An 18,190-nucleotide genomic window follows, 5' to 3' on the forward strand; every position below is an offset into this window, starting at 1 on the left:
CATCCTCCTCGACGCCGCACTGGAGAGCACATGTTCGACAACATGCAGTGGCTGAACGAACCCCCGCGCTGGTCCGTGGACGAAGACGCTCTGGTCATCACCACCGGCGACAGAACGGACTTCTGGAGGGAGACGTTCTACGGCTTCGTCCGCGACGACGGGCACTTCCTAGGGCGTGAGGTGACGGGAGACTTCACCGCACAGGTGACTCTCTCCGGAGAGTACGAGGCGCTCTACGACCAGACGGGGCTGATGCTCAGGGCGGACGAGAACAACTGGGTCAAGACCGGCGTCGAGTTCACCGACGGCCTGACCCACCTCAGCTGTGTCATCACCCGGGACTTCTCCGACTGGTCGGTGATCACGGCCCCCGAGGCCGCCGACTCCGTCACCATCCGGATGACCCGGCACGGCACCGCGGTCCGCGTCCAGTACCTGACCACGGCCGGTGACTGGCAGCTGCTGCGACTGGGGTACCTGCCGCTGCCCGCGACGTGCCAAGTCGGCGTCATGGCCTGCTCTCCGCAACGAGCGGGTTTCACCGGGCGGTTCACCGGGTTCAGCACCACGGAGCCCATCGCCCGGGACCTTCATGACTGAGACGGTAAGTGCCGCCGTGCCCAGCGAGCCGACCGGTCTTCGGCTGGCTCGCGACCGGGCGTTCGTCTCGGCGCTGGTGACGACAGCGGTGCCGGTGACTCTGCAGGCCTTGATGTCGACCTCACGCACCATGGTCGACGCAGTGCTCGTGGCCCGGCTCGGCACCGACGAGATCGCCGCCATCGGCTACGGAAGCCGTGTCGTCTTCGTCGTCATGCTGGCCACCATGGGCATGGCCGACGGCGGCGCCGTGATCATCGCGCAGTTCCGGGGCAGTGGTGACGCGGCCAGGGCCCGGCGCGCGACCGCGGTGACCACAGCGGTCACAGTCGGTATCGCTCTCGTCGCCTTGGTCGTCTGCCTGCTGTGGGCCAGACCTCTGGTTGCCGTGGCCACGGAGGACCCCCGGGTCATCGACTTGGGCGCGCAGTACGTCAGGGCCGTCATAGGGATGATCCTGCCTTTCGCGGTCATCTCCTCCCTGGCGGCCGCCCTGCGGTGCATGGCCAGGGCCCGGGTCTCGGCGTCCTGCGCCCTGGTGGGGATCATCCTGCATCTGACCCTGGCGTACGGGCTCGTCTTCGGCCACTGGGGGCTGCCCTCGTACGGCGTCAGAGGCGCCGGCTGGGCCACACTGGGCAGTACCTGCGTCGAGGCGCTGCTGCTGGTGGGTTATGTGTACCTGTCCCGGAACGATATGGCCTTTCGAGTGCGGGACTGCGTGGACGGCTTCAGAGACGGGGTTTCAGCGAAGGTCCGACGCGTCGGTGTGCCGGTCTCCGTCAGTTCCGCCTCGTGGGCGCTGGGCATCCTGGCGTACAGCATCCTGGTGGGCAGGACGGGCACAGTGGAACTCGCTGTGCTGTCCATGGTCAGCCCTCTCGAGTCGTTCGCCATCGCCGTTTTCATAGGCGTCTCGACAGCCGCCAGTGTCATGGTCGGCGGCAGTCTGGGCGAACGGAGACAGGAGCGGACCTGGAGCCTGAGCAAGGCGTTGCTGATCTGGACGGCAGGTATCGCACTGGGCACCTGTCTCGTGCTGACAACGGCGTACTTCTGGCTTCCGGTGCTCTACGACGGAGTGGGGGCAGCGACACTGAGCGTCGCCCGCGACACCGTGCTGGTGTTGGGTGCCGTCTTCTTCTTCCGGGCGATGAACATCACCATGCAGAACGGTCTGCTGCGAGCCGGCGGCGACACCATGTTCGTGCTCAGGGTGGACCTCTTCACGCAGTGGGCGGTGGCGGTGCCGCTCACGGCCCTGATGACGCTCGTCTGGGACGTTCCGTTCCCGCTGGTGTTCCTTGCGATCAACGCCGAGGAAATCGCTCGGTTCCTCATCAGCGGAAGCCGGGTGCTGCGTCGCCGGTGGATGCGTGTCCTGATCGACTGACATCGCCGGGTTCACAGGCCACCATGCGGCACAACGCCCGGACAGGGAGCGACCACCTCCGCCAGTGAGCCGACGATCCGACAGGCGGCCGGGTAGGACGCCGTGGCCGAATCGGGCGGCGGTACGACGGTGACGGCGAGCCCCGCCGCAACGGCGGCCCGGGCACCCGTGACCGAGTCCTCGAAGGCGACACAGCGGTCAGCCGCCACGTCCAGGAGCCGACAGGCCACCAGATAGGGATCGGGGCGGGGCTTGGGCGGGCACGTCCGGTGGGCTCCGACCACCACGGAAACCGAGTCCGTCAGCGCCAGGTGCTCGAGGACGGGAAGGACAACGTCCCGGGGGCTGTTGCTGACCACGGCGACCGGCAAGGCGGCGGCCGCCCGGCGCACCAGCGCGACGGCTCCGGGCATCGCGGGCACGCCCCGCTCCGCCACGATCTCGGCGTAGGCCAGCAGTAGCGAGTGCTCGATCGCATCGCGGGACGAGTCCGGCAGTCCCGATACCTCGGTGAGGCGCTCCACGGTGCGGTTGATGGACGCACCGGTCAACTCCAGGGTGAGCTGGTCCACGTCGTCGGTCTGGCGGCCGTGCGCGCGCAGCACAGCCCCCATGGCCATGCCCCACAGCGGCTCGGTGTCGGCCAGCAGACCGTCGCAGTCGAACAGCACGGCGGAGGCGGGACGGCCCGCGGTGTCCAGGAATGTCATCAACGGTTCCCTCCTATGACGTGCAGGTGTCGAGAGGCGTACGGGTCGTCCGGCCGGCCCTCGGTCGGCCGCCCCGCACCAGCCGCCCCGGACTCGGTCCCCGCCGTCTCGGTCACCGCCCGCTCCCTCGCGTAGGCGGCGGCGAGACCGCGAAGCTGGAACAGGGGCCGGCCCTGCCCAGGGCGCCCGTGCACGACACTCAGCAGCCGGGCCTCCGCGAGCCGTTCCAGGGCCTCCGTGGCGTCCGTCCGGGAACGGCTCAGCATGGCCGCCACGGACGCGCCGGTGAAGAGGCCGGGTTCGTAGGCGCCGAGTGCGCGGAACAGTCGGCGGTCCTCCTCGGCGAGCCAGTTGTAGGCCGGTTCGAAGCAGCAACGCACGCTCTGCGATCCGTGAGTCAGTTCGTCCAGGATCTTGTGGCCGCTCAGTCGGCGGACGAGATCGGCCACGGTCCAGTGCGGCCGGGCGGCGAGTCTGGCTCCGGCGATGCGCAGCGCCGACGGGAGGTAGTCACACAGTCGTGCCACCTCCTGGGACGCGGCCGGCTCCGGTCCGGTCCGGTCCGCGCCGGCGGTTCGGTGGAAGAGCAGGACGGCCTGATGCGGGCTCATGCGGTCGTGCTCCACCCGGAGGGTGAAGGGGAGGCTCGTCAGCCAGGACCGGCTCGTGACGATGACGGCGCTCTCCGGGTTGCCCGGCAGGAGGTGGCGCACGTGCGCTTCGTCGGTGGCGTCGTCGAGAACCGTCAGGACGCGGCGGCCCTTGAGACGGTCCCGGAAACAGGCGGCCCGCGCTTCGACTCCGTCCGGCAGCGCCGATGGTGGGTGGCCGAGGGCGAGCAGCATCTGGGCGAGTGCATCAGCGGAATCGGTGGGGTCCGGGCGGCTTCCCCTCAGGTCCACGAAGAGCTGCCCGTCGGGGAAGGACGGACGAAGGCGGTGCGCGAGGTGGACTGCGGCCGTCGTCTTGCCCGTACCGCCGTGACCGGTGATCGCCGTGAGCGCCGTGGTGGTGCGGGCGTCATCCGTCAGGGCCCGGAGCAGTGGATTCATGGACCCGCTCGGCACGAGGTCGGGTGTGTCATGGGGGAGTTGGGACGGCCCGGCCCACTCGGCGGACGGGACCGCCTGGACCCGTGGCCACACCGTCGTCCGACCGGTGTCCAGCGGCCTGCGCTCCAGCAGGGCCCGGTGGAGGGTGCGCAGCTGAGGACTTGGCTCCGTGCCGAGTTCCTCGGCGAGGGTGGATCTCAGCCCGGCGTACACCGCAAGGGCCTCAGCCGTCCGGCCGGACGAGTGGAGAGCGGCCATGAGGTGGCCGTGCAAGGTCTCCCGGAGCGGGTGGTGCTCGACGAGCGGCTTGAGCGCGGTCACCACATCCGTGTGCGCTCCGAGGGCCAGCATCACCTCCGCCTGCCGTTCCTGGGCGACCAGGCGTAGCTCCGTGAGCCTGCGGGCCTCCGCGGCGACGCACTCCCCTGCGGCGACATCAGTGAACGCCTCGCCCTCCCACAGGTTCAGCGCCTGGTCGAGCTGGGAGGCGGCCGCGTCGAGGAACCCCTTTTCGTAATCCCGGGACCCGGCGGCCAGCAGCTGCTCGAACTGGCCGGCGTCGACTTGTTCCGGAGCGAGGCGGTAGGCGCCCGGCTGGGTGGAGATCACCCCGTCGTCACCGGTCGGTCCGGTCATGGACCGAAACAGCGATCTGAGGCGCGACACCCTGACGTGTACCGCGTTGGCCCAGTTGACCGGCGGGCGACCCGGCCACGTCGCCTCCGCGATGTGGTCGATGGACACCACCTGGCCGGCGTGTACGAGCAGTTCTCCCAAGAAGGCCCTGTCTCGTGTTCCCGCCGGTGTTATCGGTACAGCGTCCCCTTCGGAAAACCTCAATGAGCCCAGAACGTAGAACTTCACGGCCGGATCGTGGCACGGACCTCCGGCACTCGTCATCAACCGTCTACCGAACGCCTTTGCGGCGCAAAGCGTTGGGGATGTTCAACTGCGTACCGAAGCAGTTGAACACCGGCTCTCTCCCGTTTTGCACACGCAGTTGAACAACACCTTGCCCGGCCCGCCCGCGAACCCTCCAATGAGGGCTTGCTCGTTTTCCGTCCCGGTCTGTGAAGGGCTCCCGTGTCGCTGATAGGAAGAGGAGCCGGCGGCGCTCCCACCGTGTCACCCACCCCATGGGCAATGAACAGGACCGCCGCCTTGGCGCTTCTGGTGACCAGTCACTTCATGCTCAACCTGGACTCCGCGATCATCGAGGTGGCGCTGCCCGCGATCAAGAACGGACTGCACTTCTCCTTCTCCGGTCTCTCCTGGGTTGCCAACAGCTACATCCTCGCCTTCGGCGGCTTCTTGCTGCTCGGCGGCCGGCTGGGCGACGTGTTCGGCGGGCGCAGGGTCTTCACCTGGGGGCTTTTGGCATTCGGATGTGCCTCGCTGCTCGGAGGAGTCGCCTCTTCTCCCGGGGCTGTCGTCATCGCCCGTGCCGCGCAGGGGCTGGCCGCCGCCGCCATCTCGCCGACCGCGCTGTCCCTGCTGGTGAGCCTCTATCCCGACGGCACCCCCCAGGAACGAGCAAAACGGCACAAGGCTTTGGGGACACTGGGCGCCATCGCGGCGGCCGGCGGCACGGCCGGCTACTTCCTCGGCGGACTCCTCACCGAGTTCATCGGCTGGAAGGCGACCTTCCTGATCAACGTTCCGGCCGCCGCCGTGGCCGCTTACTTCGCGTGCCGGGTGTTGCCACCCGATCGTGCCCTGGCGGGGCGCAAGCGGATCGGAGTGTTCAGCGCCGCCACGGCCAGCATCGGCATGACGCTCCTCGTCTATGCCTTCGTGGGCGCCGAGCCTTCGCACCTGTTCACCGCGCGGACCTGCGCGGTGCTCGTGCTGTCCCTGCTGCTGCTGTTCCTCGTCGTCATCCGTCAACGGCGCAGCGCCGACCCCCTGTTCCCCCTGCACATCCTGCGCATACCGCAGATTCGGGGGGCGAACATGGTCGCGGCGCTCATCAACATGTCCATGGGCCCCGTCATCTTCTTCCTCAGCCTTTACATCCAACAGGTGCTGGATTACTCGCCGTTGGCCGCAGGCCTGGCCATCTTGCCGATCGTGGCCATGGTCTCCCTCTCCTCGCGCCTGACGGGGACTCTGCTGACGAGGTTCGGCGTGCGCACGGTCACGGTGGGCGGGCTGACGCTCTTCGGCGCCGGGCTGGTCTGGCTCGGAGGAATCTCCGGGCAGGCGTACTGGGCCGAAGTCCTGGGCCCGGAGGCCCTCATCGGGTTCGGCGGGGGCTTCGTGTTCGTGACGTTCACGGTGTCCGGGACCGTGGGCCTCGACCCGCACGACACGGGCGCGGCCTCGGGTCTTCTCACCACCGCGCAGAAGGTGGGCAGCGCGCTCGGGCTCGCCCTCCTGAGCACCGTCACCGCCCGCGTCGGTGACGAGCACACGCTCACGGCCGGTTACGGTGCGGCGATGCTCGCGGCCGCGGTACCCGTGGCCCTCGCGGTCGTGGTCAGCCTGCGGTGGCTACCGGGCGGCACACGGCGCTGACCGCCCTCCGGGGCCCCGCACGCAGGCGTGCCCGCGCCAGGACAACCAAGAGGGTCCGCCGGAAGAGCCAACGAACCGTCATGTACTGCCGATGGTAGGTAATGATCGTTTCAAGAACAAAATCCGTCATTGACGTGCTCATGGGGCGCGTATCACGATGCGTTTAGGTCAGGCAGGCGAGCCGCTCTCGCCGGGCAACGGGCACGGCAATCCGGCGGCCGCTCGAACGCCAAGCCTGCTGAGTAGTTGACGCGGCGGACATCACGCAGCGCGAAAGGGCGATTGGGGAAGCGGCGCGATCGGCGAACCGGCGGACGACCCCATTGGGTGAACTGTCCGCCGCATGGTCAGCGATTCTAGGCAACGGTAAACGGGGAAATGGCCGCGGTCAAGCCCGATATCTGGCGGACCGGGGCTGGAAGGGTTGGGTATGTGTAATGGCCATGGGACTGGCGCGGCAGGCGTTCCAGCTATTTGCGATGACGGGCTGAGCGTTTACCGGAAAGCCGTTCTCGAAGGGACGATCCGAGCGACCGAAACGGTGCCTGCCTGTTTGCGGGCCCTCGGGTTGCTCGTGCCGACGGGAGAAGGAAGCGAGCTCTGGGTCGCCGTGCCACCGGATGTGGCGTCGGCAGTCGCCAGCGGGCCCATCGAAGCCAGCATCGCAGCCCAGCAGTTGGCGCTCTCGACCTTGCGGACCGCGATCGGGAGCGCCACGGAAACCTACCGCAGCCATGTGCGGGAGACCGAGGTGCCGGTCCGGCTCATCCGAGGACACGACGTCATCGCCGGGCTCATCAGCGATGCCGCCACCTCCTGCCAGCAGGAACTGATCGTTGCCCTTCCCAGCGGCTCCCGGCAGGCGGACGGCATGGTCGACCTCGCGCCTTTGTACGCAGAGGTGTCGCAGCGCCGTGTCCGCAGGCGTGTCCTTCACCAGCACACGGTGCGCGCGCACGGCCCCACCATGCAGTTCATCAAGGCACATGTCGCGCCGGAGGCGGAATTCCGCACCGTCGACAAGGTGTTCAACCACCTCGTTGTGTTCGACCGCTCGATCGCCTTCGTCCCGGACCAGCGCTTCGAATCGACGAGTACGGCTCTGCTGGTCGAGCATCCCGGGCTCATCCACTACCTGGTTTCGGTGTTCGACGACGTCTGGATGCGCGCCCAGCGGATGGACGTGATCCTCACCCACAGGCGCCCCGCGACCACCACCGTCCGCCGCTCCGTCCTGCGCCTCCTGGTCGACGGCCACACCGACCAGGTCATCGCCAGACGCCTGGGGCTCAGCCCCCGTACAGTCGCGAATCACATCAAGGCCGTCGCAGACGAGTTCGGCAGCCGCAGCCGCGCACAGCTGGGCTACCGGCTCGCCGCTGCGGACGTCCTGACAGCTGCCGAGAGCTTCGACTCCGGCCACTTGGGTTCCCTGCAGCGGTCGCCGGCGGGATCCCAGCGGTGAGGATCCCGCGCGACGAAAGGCAGTCGTAAGGGGACTGAAAGCAGCACAGCCAAGAGTGAGGACTCCCCTCAGAGCATGAGGCCGACTGTCGCATGAGCGGGCGGGTCGGGTGGTTCCGGCCCGCCCCATGGCCGAAGGGATGTCCTCCCCATGTACACAGGCACGACTTTCCGGTGCGAGATCGTCTCCTCCACCGCGGCCCTGCGCGGCTCCCTCGACAAGAGATGCTCTGCCGACGTGCGCCGGCCGGTAGCCCGGTCACCACGGACAAGTGGGTGCCAGTGAACCGGAGCCCCCGGTAAGCCCGCCCGACGACGATTCACGCGTCGACCCGCCCGCCTCACCTACCCGGGCACCTTGTGCGGATCAGCGGTCGACTGCGGATCCGCGCCCCTTTCTGGCTCTCCGACCGTCGCCTCCCTTTCTTCAGCCCTTCCGGAGCTCACCGATGAAGTGCCTCTACGTCACACAGGAGTACGCGCCGTTCTTCGCGGAGGGCGGACTCGGCCTGACGAGCGCGGCGCTGCCGGCCGCTCTCGACACTCTGCACGGCACGCACCACGACCTCGTCCTCCCCTACTACACGCGTCTCGTCGACGGGGCGGGACTGCGGACCGAGCAGGTCTTCGCCCTCCCCGAACGGCAGATCGCGGGCCACCGGTCCGCGGCCACCGTGCATCGGCTCCTCGACCACCCGCACAGCGGAGACGTTTTCCTCCTCAGAGCCGACTCCTGGTACGACAGGGCGGGCCTCTACCGTGATGAGCAGTACCGTCCCTTCGCGGACGAGGCCGCACGTGCCGCGTTCTTCGGCTGGTGCGTGGCGGAGTGGCTGGCCGTCGGCGGACGGTCCTACTCCCTCGTCCACGGCAACGACTGGCAGTCCGGGGCGGCCCTGGCCCACCTTCGCGACCGATTCCCCTCCTTGCCGCTGCTCCTCACCATCCACAACGGTCTCTACTCAGGAGCGCTCGACGCCGACGACCTGCTCACCCTAGGTCTTCCCGCCCGCCAGGCCGGCCTCCTCCGGCGGCACGCGCCCGAACGGCCGAGCCTGCTGCTGGCGGGGGTCCTCGCCGCCGATGCCGTGGTGACGTGCAGTCGGGGCTACGCCCGCGAGCTGCTCGACGAGACCCGCGGCACCCCGCTCGGAACCGCACTGGACCGGGCGCGGCCGACAGGCATCGTGTTCGGCGTCGACGAAGAGCTGTGGCATCCCGGGGCGCTCGGTCGGCCGACCTATCCCTTCGACGCCGCGACCGTCGACGCCGGCAAGCGGGTGAACAAGCAGGCTGTGCAGAAGCGTCTGTGTCTGACCGAGGACGACTCCGTTCCGTTGATCGGCATCTGCTCCCGCGTCGTTCCCGAAAAGGGGAGCGACCTACTGCTGGAGGCGCTGGCCCCGTTGCTCGTCCGGGGCAGCGTCCAGCTCGTTCTCATGGGACCGGCCGAACGTGGGCTCCAGACGGCCATCCACCGGTTGGCCGAGCAGGCTCCCACCCAACTGGTCTACGTTCCCCACTTCGACCAGGACCTCGCCTGGCTCACGTACGCGGCCGCGGACCTCACGGTGATGCCCTCCCGCGTCGAGCCGTGCGGTCTCAACCAGTTGATCGCCTATCGCTACGGGACCCTCCCGGTCGTCACCCCGGTCGGCGGCCTGCGGGACACCGTGACCGACGTGCGCACCGACCCGGCCACAGGAGGTGGCTTCCTGATCCCGGAGCACACCGCTCAGTCCGTGCGCGCCACGGTCCTCGACGCACTGGTCTGGATGAAGTGCCCGGGCGAGCTGACGAAGGCCCGCCGCCGGGTGATGGTCCAGGACTGGTCGTGGGCCATGACGGCCGGCGAGTACGCCGGGGTCCACGCCCGTCTCACCGAGCGGGCCGCGTGATGCCGCCAGGCCGCATCCGGCTGGTGGCGACGGATCTGGACGGCACGCTCCTCAGGAGTGACACCACTGTCTCTGTCCGCACCCGCGGAGCGCTCCAGGCCCTGGCCGACAGGGGAATCCGCCACGTGATCGTGACCGGGCGTCCCGCGGCGGGCTGCGTCCCCCTCTTCCGGTCCCTCGGCTACCGGGGACTCGCCGTGTGCGGGCAAGGCGCTCAGATCTACGACGCCGACCGAGAAGCGCTGTTGTCCTGGGCCGAGCTGGACCGGGACGCCGCACGGGTGTGCGTCACCCGGCTGGCCGCCAGGATCGGCCCGGTGAGCATGGCCGTGGTCACGTCCGGGGCGGAGGCCGAGTTCGTGATGTCGGCGGACTTCGGCCGCGGGGACGAGAAGGCGCTCGCGCCCTACCGTCTGGTGCCGGCCGAGGAATTGTGGGACCGCCCCGTCGACAAGGTGCTGCTTCGTCACGGTGGGTTGTCCGACGCCGACCTGGTCGCCGAGGCCGCCGCGTGCTGCGATCCCGGCCTGGTCGTCACCCATGCCGGTCCCGGCATGGTCGAGTTGCTGCCCTCCGGATTCGACAAGGCCACCGGCCTCGCACGAGTCGCCGAAGCCTACGGCGTCACGCCCGCAGAAGTGGTCGCCTTCGGCGACATGCCCAACGACATCCCGATGCTCATCTGGGCGGGTCGCGCGGTCGCCATGGCCGACGGGCATCCGGAACTCAAGGCCGTGGCCGACGAGATCGCGCCGGGACACGACGCCGACGGGGTGGCCGTCGTACTGGACCGTCTTCTGGACGGAACCGGTGCCACTGCGAAGGGCGGCGCGACTCGCTGAAGTCACGGTGCCGTCTGTTCGAATTCGTCGTCCATTGGCAGGAAGTCATCCGGGACAGCGCTTTCATATTCTTGCACAGGGACAACCTGTAGCCTGTACGGCTCTTTGGCATCGCCTCATCCCAGTAGCCTGGCCAGCACGTCAGCGCGCCGGGGAAAACCCTTGCCATCGGGGGCGTGTCGTGCGTCGAATCGAGGAACCGTGGTGAGTCCTGCCGGAGAGACAGAGAAAGCGGCGAACAACGCTCTGGAGCACGTGGCACGGTGGGAACGTGAAGTGAATCGATCACCTGTGGTGATGGTGGCCACGGACCGACTCGTCGTCACCGGCTCCCCGCGCACGGAAGGAGCGGATCACGATCATGTGCGGACGCTGGCGGAAGCGGAGGCCGTTCTCCCGCCGATCACGGTGCACAGGAGAACGCTGCGGGTGATCGACGGTCTTCACCGGCTCAGAGCCGCCATCCTGCGCGGGCAGCCGGAGATCGCGGTCAGATTCTTCGACGGCGAACCGGAAGACGCCTTCATCCTGTCGGTTGCCGCGAACACCACGCACGGCCTGCCGCTTTCCTGGGCGGACCGGCTCGCGGCCGCGCGCCGCATCGTCGGTTCCCATCCCGAGTGGTCCGACCGGGCCATCGCCCGCCTGTCCGGCGTATCCGCCAAGAAGGTGGCCGAGGTGCGGGAGGAGTGTGCGGGTACCGAGGGACCGAACGCGGTACGCGTGGGAAGCGACGGTCGGGCCCGGCCGGTCAACAGCGCGCGCGGACGCGAGCTGGCGAGCCGTCTGATCCGGGACAACCCCGCAGCCTCACTGCGGCAGATAGCCAGGCTGGCAGGCATCTCCCCGGCGACGGTCGCCGACGTGCGCGATCGGCTGCGACAGGGCACCGATCCGGTGCCGATGAAGCTGCGAAGCGGAGACGTGGAACCGAAGGCGGGCGAGCGGCGTTCTTCTCCCCGTGAGTCGGCTCCGCTACGGCGGAGCCGCCCAGTGAGTCAACTCCACCCTGTCTTCGAGACGTTGTGCAAAGACCCCTCGCTCCGCTTCAGTGACACCGGTCGGCTCGTACTGCGCTTGTTCGACTCCTGCTCCGCCGCTGCCCGCGAGTGGCAGCGGATCGTGGACAACGTACCGACCCACTGTCGCGGCCCGGTCGCCGAACTCCTCTCGAGTTACGGGGAGATGTGCCACGACCTGGCCCTCGAACTGGGGACGGAGCGGGACCTGGCTTCCCGCCGGGCGGTGTGAGCCACATGGGGACGCCGATGCGCGTGGACCTGCTCACCCGGGAGTTCCCCCCGGACGTCTACGGCGGGGCGGGCGTGCACGCTGGAGCGCTCGCCGAGCACCTGCGCCGTCTCGTCGACTTGCGCGTGCACCGTTTCGGCACCGGGGCGGACCGCTTCCCCGTGCTCAGGCATCGTGTTCCCGGGGACCTCGCGGACGCCAACCCCAGTCTGCAGGCCCTCGCCGTGAACGCGTCGATGGCGCACCGGGTGGCTGGTGCCGAAGTCGTGCACAGTCACACGTGGTACACGAATCTGGCCGGCCGCCTGGCCCAGCAACTGCACGACATTCCGCACGTGGTCACCGCCCACAGTCTCGAGCCGCTGCGGCCCTGGAAGGCGCGGCAGCTCGACGGCGGCTACGAGATCTCCAGCTTCATGGAGCGCGAGGCGCTGCGGACGGCGGACCGGGTCATCGCCGTTTCCCGGGCGATGGCCAGGGACATCACCGACGCCTACCCGGAGGTCGATCCCGAGCGCATCGTCGTGGTGCACAACGGAGTCGACTCCGCGCAGTACGCCCCGGACCGCGGCACGGACGCACTCGACACCCACGGCATCGGGACGGAGCGCCCCATGGTGGTGTGCGTGGCGCGCATCAGCCGCCAGAAAGGGCTGCCGTATCTCCTGGAGGCTGCACGCCTCTTCGTCCCCGGTACCCGCCTGGTGCTGGTGGCGCAGTCGGCCGACACGCCCGCCGACCGTGATGACTTCGCCACCGCCGTGCGCGGGCTGCGGGACGCGGCCGTCGACGTCCAGTGGATCGACGGGCCGTTTTCGAAGCGGGCCCTGGTGCAACTCCTCAGCCACGCGAGGGTCTTCGTGTGTCCGTCCCTCTACGAGCCGCTGGGGATCGTCAATCTGGAGGCGATGGCCTGCGGTACGCCAGTGGTCGCGACGGCGACCGGAGGCATCCCCGAGGTCGTCGTCGAGGGGGAGACGGGCTACCTGGTCCCACTGCGGGCCGGTACCGCCTCGGGTGTGCCCGACGAGCCTCTGGTCCTGGCCAAGGAGCTTGCCGTCCGGGTCAACGCGCTGCTCGCGGACGCGGCGACTGCGGACCGCATGGGCCGTGCCGCCCGAGACCATGTGGTGTCCCACTTCTCCTGGTCCCGCGCCGCCCGCCGGGTTGCCGACCTGTATCGGTCGGTAGTTCGGTGACCTGTCCCCCGGGCCGACCGCCCGGGGCAATGGGACGGGCACCCGGAGGACCGTACTCCGGGGTGCCCGTCTGCTGTGGGGTCAGAACTCTGCGATCGGGTTTTTCAGGGTGCCCACCAGTTGGAGGGCGCCGGACGGGTCCGAGAGGTCGACCATCTGCTCGTTGTTGCGGAGCTGGAGGCGGTTGAGGCAGGACAGGGCGAACTCGGGGGCGAACATGTCGTACTGCTTGAACTTGTCGGCGAGTTCGGGCATCGAGTCCTGGTAGGCGCGGGTGACCTCCGCGACCGTGCGCCAGAAGTCGGCCTCCTCCAGGATGCCCTCGGAGGCGAGGTTCGCCGCGAGGAAGCGGAAGAAGCAGTCGAAGACGTCCGTGAAGACCGACAGGAGTTTCTTGTCCTCCGGGACCTCCACGCGCAGCCGCTCGACCGCCGGCGGCAGCACCGCGTCCGGGTCCATGACGGCGATCTCCTCGGCGATGTCCTTGTAGATCGCGCGCTGCACGACCCCGTCCTTCAGCACGAGGATGACGTTCTCGCCGTGCGGCATGAAGACCAGGTCGTAGGCGTAGAAGCTGTGCAGGAGGGGCGTGAAGTAGGCCTGGAGGTAGCGGCGCAGCCATTCCGTCGGGGCGAGGCCCGACTGCTCGATCAGGGCACCCGCGACCGACGCACCCTCGTGGTCGACATGGACCAGGGACGCCATGGTGGCCAGGGACTCGCCGTCCTTCAGGGACGGCACCGGGCTCTCCCGCCACAGCGCGGCGAGCATCTTGCGGTACGGCGAGTAGCGGTCCGTCGCCTGCTCGTACTCCAGGTGCCGGTAGCCGACGGCGGCGCGCTCCCGGATGATCGACAGGCCGGTCGACCTCAGGACCTCGTCGTTGTCGATGAGCTGGGCCAGCCAGTCGTTGATCGCGGGCGTGGCCTCCATGTAGGCGGCCGACAGCCCGCGCATGAAGCCCATGTTGATGACGGACAGGGCCGTCTTCACGTAGTGCTTCTCGGGGCTCGTCCGGTTGAAGAAGGTCCGGATGGACTGCTGGGCCAGGTACTCGTCGTCGCCCTCGCCGAGGCAGACGAGGTGCTTCCTGGCGACCTCGGCCGCGAAGGTGACGGTGAGCTTGTTCCACCACTGCCAGGGGTGGACCGGGATGAGGAGGTAGTCGGCCGGGTCCAGGTCCTGGTCGCGCAGGACGCCGTGGAAGCGCTCGACGGTCTCCGCGCCCAGCTCCTCGCGCAGGAACGACTCGTACTCGATGCCGACACCGGCCGTGAACGCGGCCCGCGAGCGGTGTGCCGCGAGCCAGACGAGCCGGACGGGGCTCGCCGTCTCCGGCGCGTACGACAGGTACTCGTGGACGCCGAAGCCGAGCCGGCCGTTGTTGGCCACGAAGCAGGGGTGGCCCTCGGTCATGCCGGTCTCGATGGTCTGGAAGTCGCTGCGCGCGAGCTCGGCGGCCGTGGTCTGCGGCTTGGTGAGCTTGTAGCAGGTGCCCGAGAGGGTGGAGGAGATCTCCTCCAGGTAGACGGGCAGGATGTCGTCGCTCAGACCCAGGGACTTCTGCATCTCGATGAAGAAGTCCAGGGCGGCGAGCGGGAGTTCGGCGCCGTCCCGGTGCCGGGTGATCGATTCGGCGTCGACCTGCCAGTGGTCGAGGGCGCGGAGCGTGGCCGTGAAGGTGTACCGGGTCTGGCCGTCGTCGCTGCGGACGACGTAACCGTCCCCGTCCTGCTCGGGGGTGATCAGGCGCTCGTGCGCGAACTCGGCGAGTGCCTTGCGGATCAGAAGGCGGTTGGCCCGCGCCCAGCGGTGGGGGGACAGATGCGCTACGGCGTCGGACAGGGTCATACGGCTACTCCTCGGGCGGCCAGGAACTGTTCGCGCGTGCAGAAGCTCAGCAGCGCGCGCTTCTCCGGCTTGTCGATCTCACGGACGGGTACGAAGCCCACGGCCTCGTTCAGCGCGTGCACGGCCTTGTTGCTCACGTCGGGCTCCACGACGACCCGCCGGGTGCGCGGGTCTGCGAACAGCTCGTCCATCACGGCGGTGATGACGGCCCGGGTGAAGCCGTGGATCGGCCGGTCGGTCGGCGCGACCAGGAAGTGCATGCCGACGTCGCCGGGCTCCGGCTCGTACAGCCCGGTCAGCTCGACGTACCGGGGGTCGTACTTCTCCATCAGGAAGGCCGGCCGGCCCTCGTGCAGACCGAGGTAGGCGTGGTGGTGCTCGTGCGCCGCGATGCGCATGTACTCGCGCTCGACGTCCTGGAGTTTCGCGTCCTGCATCATCCAGTAGGCCGCCTTGGGGTGGGTGACCCAGGAGTGCAGCAGCTCGGCGTCCTTCAGGGGGTCGAGCGGGCGGATGGTGAAGGTGCCGATGCCGGTGGTGGCGCTCATACCGAGAACTCCTGGAAGGCGATCGTCTTCTCGACCGGGTAGTACTCGGTGCCGAGCAGCTCGCGGATGATGTACGCGTTCCGGTACGGGCCCATCCCCAGGTCGGGGCTGGTGATGCTGTGGGTGTGGACGCCGGCGTTCTGGAGGAAGATCCCCCGGCCGGTGACGTCGATGGCGTAGTTGCGCGCGACGTCGAAGTTGCCCCGGGAGTCGTAGACCAGCCGGTCGCGGACGGGCTTGAGGAACTCCGGCTCGGCGTACCGGTAGCCCGTGGCCAGGACCAGGCCCTCGGTGGTCAGCTCGAAGTCCTTCTCCTGCTCCTCCTGACGGAAGCCGAGCGTGTACGTGCCGTTCTCGTACGCCGCGCCGGTCAGCGAGGAGTTGGTGAGCAGACGCGTGGGCACGGGACCGCCGAGGTTCTTCTGGTAGAGCAGGTCGAAGATCTCGTTGATCAGGTCGCCGTCGATGCCCTTGAACAGGCCCTTCTGCTCGGCCGTGAGGCGGTAGCGGGTGGCCTCGGGCAGCTCACGGAAGTAGTCGGCGTACTCCGGCGACGTCATCTCCAGCGTGAGCTTGGTGTACTCCAGCGGGAAGAAACGCGGGGAGCGGGTGACCCAGTTCAGCCGGTAGCCGTGGACGTCGATCTCGCTGAGCAGGTCGTAGTAGATCTCGGCGGCCGACTGGCCCGAGCCGACGATCGTGATCGAGTCCTTCTTCTGGAGCTCCGCCTTGTGGCTCAGGTAGCGGGAGTTGTGGATGAAGTCGCCGCCCAGGTCCTGGCAGGCCTCGGGGATGTGGGGCGGGGTGCCCGTGCCGAGGACGAGGTGACGGGCGCGGAAGACGTCTCCGGCCTCGGTGTGCACGAGGTAGACGTCGTCCTCGTACCGGACTTCCGTCACCGTCGTGTCGAAGCGGATGCTGCGGAGCCGGCTCGCGGCCCAGCGGCAGTAGTCGTCGTACTCGACGCGCAGCGGGTAGAAGTTCTCGCGGATGTAGAACGAGTACAGCCGGCCCTTCTCCTTCAGGTAGTTCAGGAAGGAGTACGGGGACGTCGGGTCGGCGAGGGTGACCAGGTCCGACATGAACGGGGTCTGGAGGTGGGCGCCGTCGAGGAACATCCCGGCGTGCCACTCGAAGTCGGGCTTCGACTCCAGGAAGACGCCGTCGAGTTCGTCGATCGGCTCGGTGAGGCAGGCCAGGCCGAGGTTGAAGGGGCCGAGCCCGATGCCCACGAAGTCGTGGATTCTGTTCGGGTTTTCAGGACGCGCGGTCAAGGGACTCTCCCAGGTACTGCTCGGCGTGGCCGGCGATCAGATCGAGGACGGCGGCGATGTCGGACGCCTGCGTCTCGGGGTTGAGCAGGGTGAACTTCAGGTAGTGACGGGCGCCGACCTTGGTGCCCGCGACGATGGCGTCGCCGGAGGCGAACAGGGCCTTGCGGGCGTAGAGGTTGGCGCGGTCGATCTCGGCGGGGTCGGTGACGGACGCCGGGATGTAGCGGAAGACCAGGGTGGACAGGCTCGGCTCCACGACGACGTCGAAGCGCGGGTCGGCGGCGAGCAGCTTCCAGCCCTCCCGGGCCAGCTCGCACACCTCGTCGAAGAGCTGCCCGATGCCGTCGGCGCCCATGGTCCTGAGCGTCATCCACAGCTTGAGGGCGTCGAAGCGGCGGGTGGTCTGCAGGGACTTGTCCACCTGGTTGGGGATACGTTCCTGCACCATGCGGCGCGGGTTCAGGTACTCGGCGTGGTAGGTGGCGTGCCGGAGCGTGGCCGCGTCGCGGACCAGCACGGCGGACGAACTCACCGGCTGGAAGAAGGACTTGTGATAGTCCACGGTGACGGAGTCGGCGCGCTCGATGCCGTTCAGCCGGTCCCGGTGCTTCAGGGAGGCGAGCAGGCCGCAGCCGTAGGCGGCGTCGACGTGCATCCAGGTGGCGAACTGCTCGCACAGCTCGGCGATCTCGGGCAGCGGGTCGATCGAGCCGAAGTCGGTGGTGCCGGCGGTGGCGACGACGGCCATGGGGACGAGGCCGTCCTGCTTGCAGCGTTCCAGCTCGCGGGCGAGGGCGACGGTCTGCATGCGCTTGTCGTGGTCGACGGGTATGGAGACCACGGAGTCCTGGCCGAGGCCCAGCAGTTTCGCGGACTTCTTCACGCTGAAGTGGCTGACCTCGGAGGCGAAGATGCGCAGTTTGGCGAGGGAGTCCGTCTTGCTCTCCTCGCGGGCCAGCAGCAGCGCCTGGAGGTTGGACTGCGTGCCGCCGGAGGTGAACACGCCGTCGGCGGCGGGGCCGAGACCGATGCGCTCGGTCGTCCAGTCGATCAGTTTGCGTTCGATGAGGGTGCCGCCGGCCGACTGGTCCCAGGTGTCCAGGGAGGAGTTCACAGCGGACAGGACGGCCTCGCCGAGCACGGCCGGGATGACGACCGGGCAGTTGAGGTGGGCCAGGTAGCGGGGGTGGTGGAAGTAGACCGCGTCCCGGAGGTAGACGTCCTCCAGTTCGTCGAGCACCGCGGCGGTGTCGTGCAGCGGCTTGTCGAGGTCGATCGCGTCGATGGCGGGAGCGAGGGCGTCGACGGTGACGCCGGTGAACGGCCGTTCGGTGGTGGCGATTTTGGCGGCCACCCGCTCGACTCCGTCGGTCACGGAGCGGCGGTACTGCTCCGCGGTGGTGTCGTTGAGCAGGTGCGAGCGCATGTAGGGGTCCTCCGGTGGGGACAGTCCGGTGCGGGACAGGGGCGGGCTGAACCGCGGGTTCAACTTAGGTAAGCCTAACCTAAGTTGTTTACCGTGGAACCAGGCCCTGCCGTGACTGTGGTCACTTGGGTCACATGGGTGGGGAGGGGGCGGGGAGGGGAGATG

General features: G+C 68.7%; 14 protein-coding genes. 8 read left to right on the plus strand and 6 right to left on the minus strand.

Going from position 1 to position 18,190, the window contains the following annotated elements:
- The first annotated feature begins 30 nt into the window (after positions 1 to 30).
- Positions 31 to 600, plus strand: coding sequence for a DUF1349 domain-containing protein (locus tag MQE23_RS28305; protein WP_243380606.1), 570 nt, complete (start codon positions 31 to 33; stop codon positions 598 to 600).
- Positions 593 to 1,993, plus strand: a complete 1,401-nt coding sequence (locus MQE23_RS28310; protein ID WP_243380608.1) for an MATE family efflux transporter — start codon at positions 593 to 595, stop codon at positions 1,991 to 1,993. Before MQE23_RS28305 ends, MQE23_RS28310 begins: the two co-directional genes overlap by 8 nt.
- Positions 1,994 to 2,004: 11 nt before the next feature.
- Here the strand turns inward: MQE23_RS28310 and MQE23_RS28315 are convergent, their stop codons facing one another.
- The gene (locus MQE23_RS28315) at positions 2,005 to 2,703 is read right to left on the minus strand and encodes an HAD family phosphatase (protein WP_020273301.1); all 699 of its coding nucleotides are present in this window, start codon (positions 2,701 to 2,703) and stop codon (positions 2,005 to 2,007) included.
- Entirely contained in the window at positions 2,703 to 4,391 is a 1,689-nt protein-coding gene (locus tag MQE23_RS28320) for an AfsR/SARP family transcriptional regulator (RefSeq protein WP_020273302.1), read from the minus strand. Before MQE23_RS28320 ends, MQE23_RS28315 begins: the two co-directional genes overlap by 1 nt.
- Before the next feature lie 507 nt (positions 4,392 to 4,898).
- On the opposite strand from MQE23_RS28320, the gene MQE23_RS28325 reads away from it, so the two are divergent.
- The 6 genes from MQE23_RS28325 to glgA all read left to right on the plus strand — a co-directional run bounded on the left by MQE23_RS28325 (position 4,899) and on the right by glgA (position 12,926).
- A complete protein-coding gene (locus MQE23_RS28325) occupies positions 4,899 to 6,272 on the plus strand; it encodes an MFS transporter (protein WP_243380609.1) in 1,374 nt (457 codons plus the stop codon).
- A gap of 553 nt (positions 6,273 to 6,825) precedes the next feature.
- Positions 6,826 to 7,737, plus strand: coding sequence for a helix-turn-helix transcriptional regulator (locus MQE23_RS28330; protein WP_243380610.1), 912 nt, complete (start codon positions 6,826 to 6,828; stop codon positions 7,735 to 7,737).
- Between the two features lie 448 nt (positions 7,738 to 8,185).
- Positions 8,186 to 9,634: a glycogen/starch synthase gene (locus MQE23_RS28335; RefSeq protein ID WP_243380611.1), complete on the plus strand. Its 1,449-nt coding sequence runs from the start codon at positions 8,186 to 8,188 to the stop codon at positions 9,632 to 9,634.
- A gap of 23 nt (positions 9,635 to 9,657) precedes the next feature.
- Positions 9,658 to 10,476, plus strand: coding sequence for an HAD family hydrolase (locus MQE23_RS28340; protein WP_347710147.1), 819 nt, complete (start codon positions 9,658 to 9,660; stop codon positions 10,474 to 10,476).
- A 297-nt stretch (positions 10,477 to 10,773) separates the two neighbouring features.
- A complete protein-coding gene (locus tag MQE23_RS28345; RefSeq protein ID WP_051185601.1) occupies positions 10,774 to 11,727 on the plus strand; it encodes a ParB N-terminal domain-containing protein in 954 nt (317 codons plus the stop codon).
- 5 nt (positions 11,728 to 11,732) lie between these two features.
- Positions 11,733 to 12,926 (plus strand): glycogen synthase, encoded by a 1,194-nt coding sequence (glgA, locus tag MQE23_RS28350; RefSeq protein WP_020273308.1) that lies wholly within the window; start codon positions 11,733 to 11,735, stop codon positions 12,924 to 12,926.
- An 81-nt stretch (positions 12,927 to 13,007) separates the two neighbouring features.
- Here the strand turns inward: glgA and MQE23_RS28355 are convergent, their stop codons facing one another.
- Genes MQE23_RS28355 through desA form a run of 4 tightly spaced genes read right to left on the minus strand, consistent with a single transcriptional unit; the run spans position 13,008 to position 18,025 of the window.
- Entirely contained in the window at positions 13,008 to 14,777 is a 1,770-nt protein-coding gene (locus tag MQE23_RS28355; RefSeq protein WP_243380612.1) for an IucA/IucC family siderophore biosynthesis protein, read from the minus strand.
- Positions 14,774 to 15,325, minus strand: coding sequence for a GNAT family N-acetyltransferase (locus MQE23_RS28360; RefSeq protein WP_020273310.1), 552 nt, complete (start codon positions 15,323 to 15,325; stop codon positions 14,774 to 14,776). Before MQE23_RS28360 ends, MQE23_RS28355 begins: the two co-directional genes overlap by 4 nt.
- Complete coding sequence (locus MQE23_RS28365) at positions 15,322 to 16,599, minus strand: lysine N(6)-hydroxylase/L-ornithine N(5)-oxygenase family protein (protein WP_243380613.1); 1,278 nt, start codon at positions 16,597 to 16,599, stop codon at positions 15,322 to 15,324. Before MQE23_RS28365 ends, MQE23_RS28360 begins: the two co-directional genes overlap by 4 nt.
- Complete coding sequence (desA, locus tag MQE23_RS28370) at positions 16,583 to 18,025, minus strand: lysine decarboxylase DesA (protein ID WP_243380614.1); 1,443 nt, start codon at positions 18,023 to 18,025, stop codon at positions 16,583 to 16,585. Before desA ends, MQE23_RS28365 begins: the two co-directional genes overlap by 17 nt.
- Between the last annotated feature and the right edge of the window lie 165 nt (positions 18,026 to 18,190).

The organism is Streptomyces sp. HP-A2021 (assembly GCF_022807935.1).
Taxonomy (GTDB): Bacteria; Actinomycetota; Actinomycetes; order Streptomycetales; family Streptomycetaceae; genus Streptomyces; species Streptomyces afghaniensis.

Coding starts and splice junctions, on each gene's coding strand:
- MQE23_RS28355 (WP_243380612.1), bottom strand. CDS start 14,777: ATGACCCTGTCCGACGCCGTAGCGCATCTGTCCCCCCACCGCTGGGCG.
- MQE23_RS28315 (WP_020273301.1), bottom strand. CDS start 2,703: ATGACATTCCTGGACACCGCGGGCCGTCCCGCCTCCGCCGTGCTGTTC.
- MQE23_RS28310 (WP_243380608.1), top strand. CDS start 593: ATGACTGAGACGGTAAGTGCCGCCGTGCCCAGCGAGCCGACCGGTCTT.
- MQE23_RS28325 (WP_243380609.1), top strand. CDS start 4,899: ATGAACAGGACCGCCGCCTTGGCGCTTCTGGTGACCAGTCACTTCATG.
- MQE23_RS28360 (WP_020273310.1), bottom strand. CDS start 15,325: ATGAGCGCCACCACCGGCATCGGCACCTTCACCATCCGCCCGCTCGAC.
- MQE23_RS28320 (WP_020273302.1), bottom strand. CDS start 4,391: ATGACCGGACCGACCGGTGACGACGGGGTGATCTCCACCCAGCCGGGC.
- glgA (WP_020273308.1), top strand. CDS start 11,733: ATGGGGACGCCGATGCGCGTGGACCTGCTCACCCGGGAGTTCCCCCCG.
- MQE23_RS28305 (WP_243380606.1), top strand. CDS start 31: ATGTTCGACAACATGCAGTGGCTGAACGAACCCCCGCGCTGGTCCGTG.
- MQE23_RS28345 (WP_051185601.1), top strand. CDS start 10,774: ATGGTGGCCACGGACCGACTCGTCGTCACCGGCTCCCCGCGCACGGAA.
- MQE23_RS28335 (WP_243380611.1), top strand. CDS start 8,186: ATGAAGTGCCTCTACGTCACACAGGAGTACGCGCCGTTCTTCGCGGAG.
- desA (WP_243380614.1), bottom strand. CDS start 18,025: ATGCGCTCGCACCTGCTCAACGACACCACCGCGGAGCAGTACCGCCGC.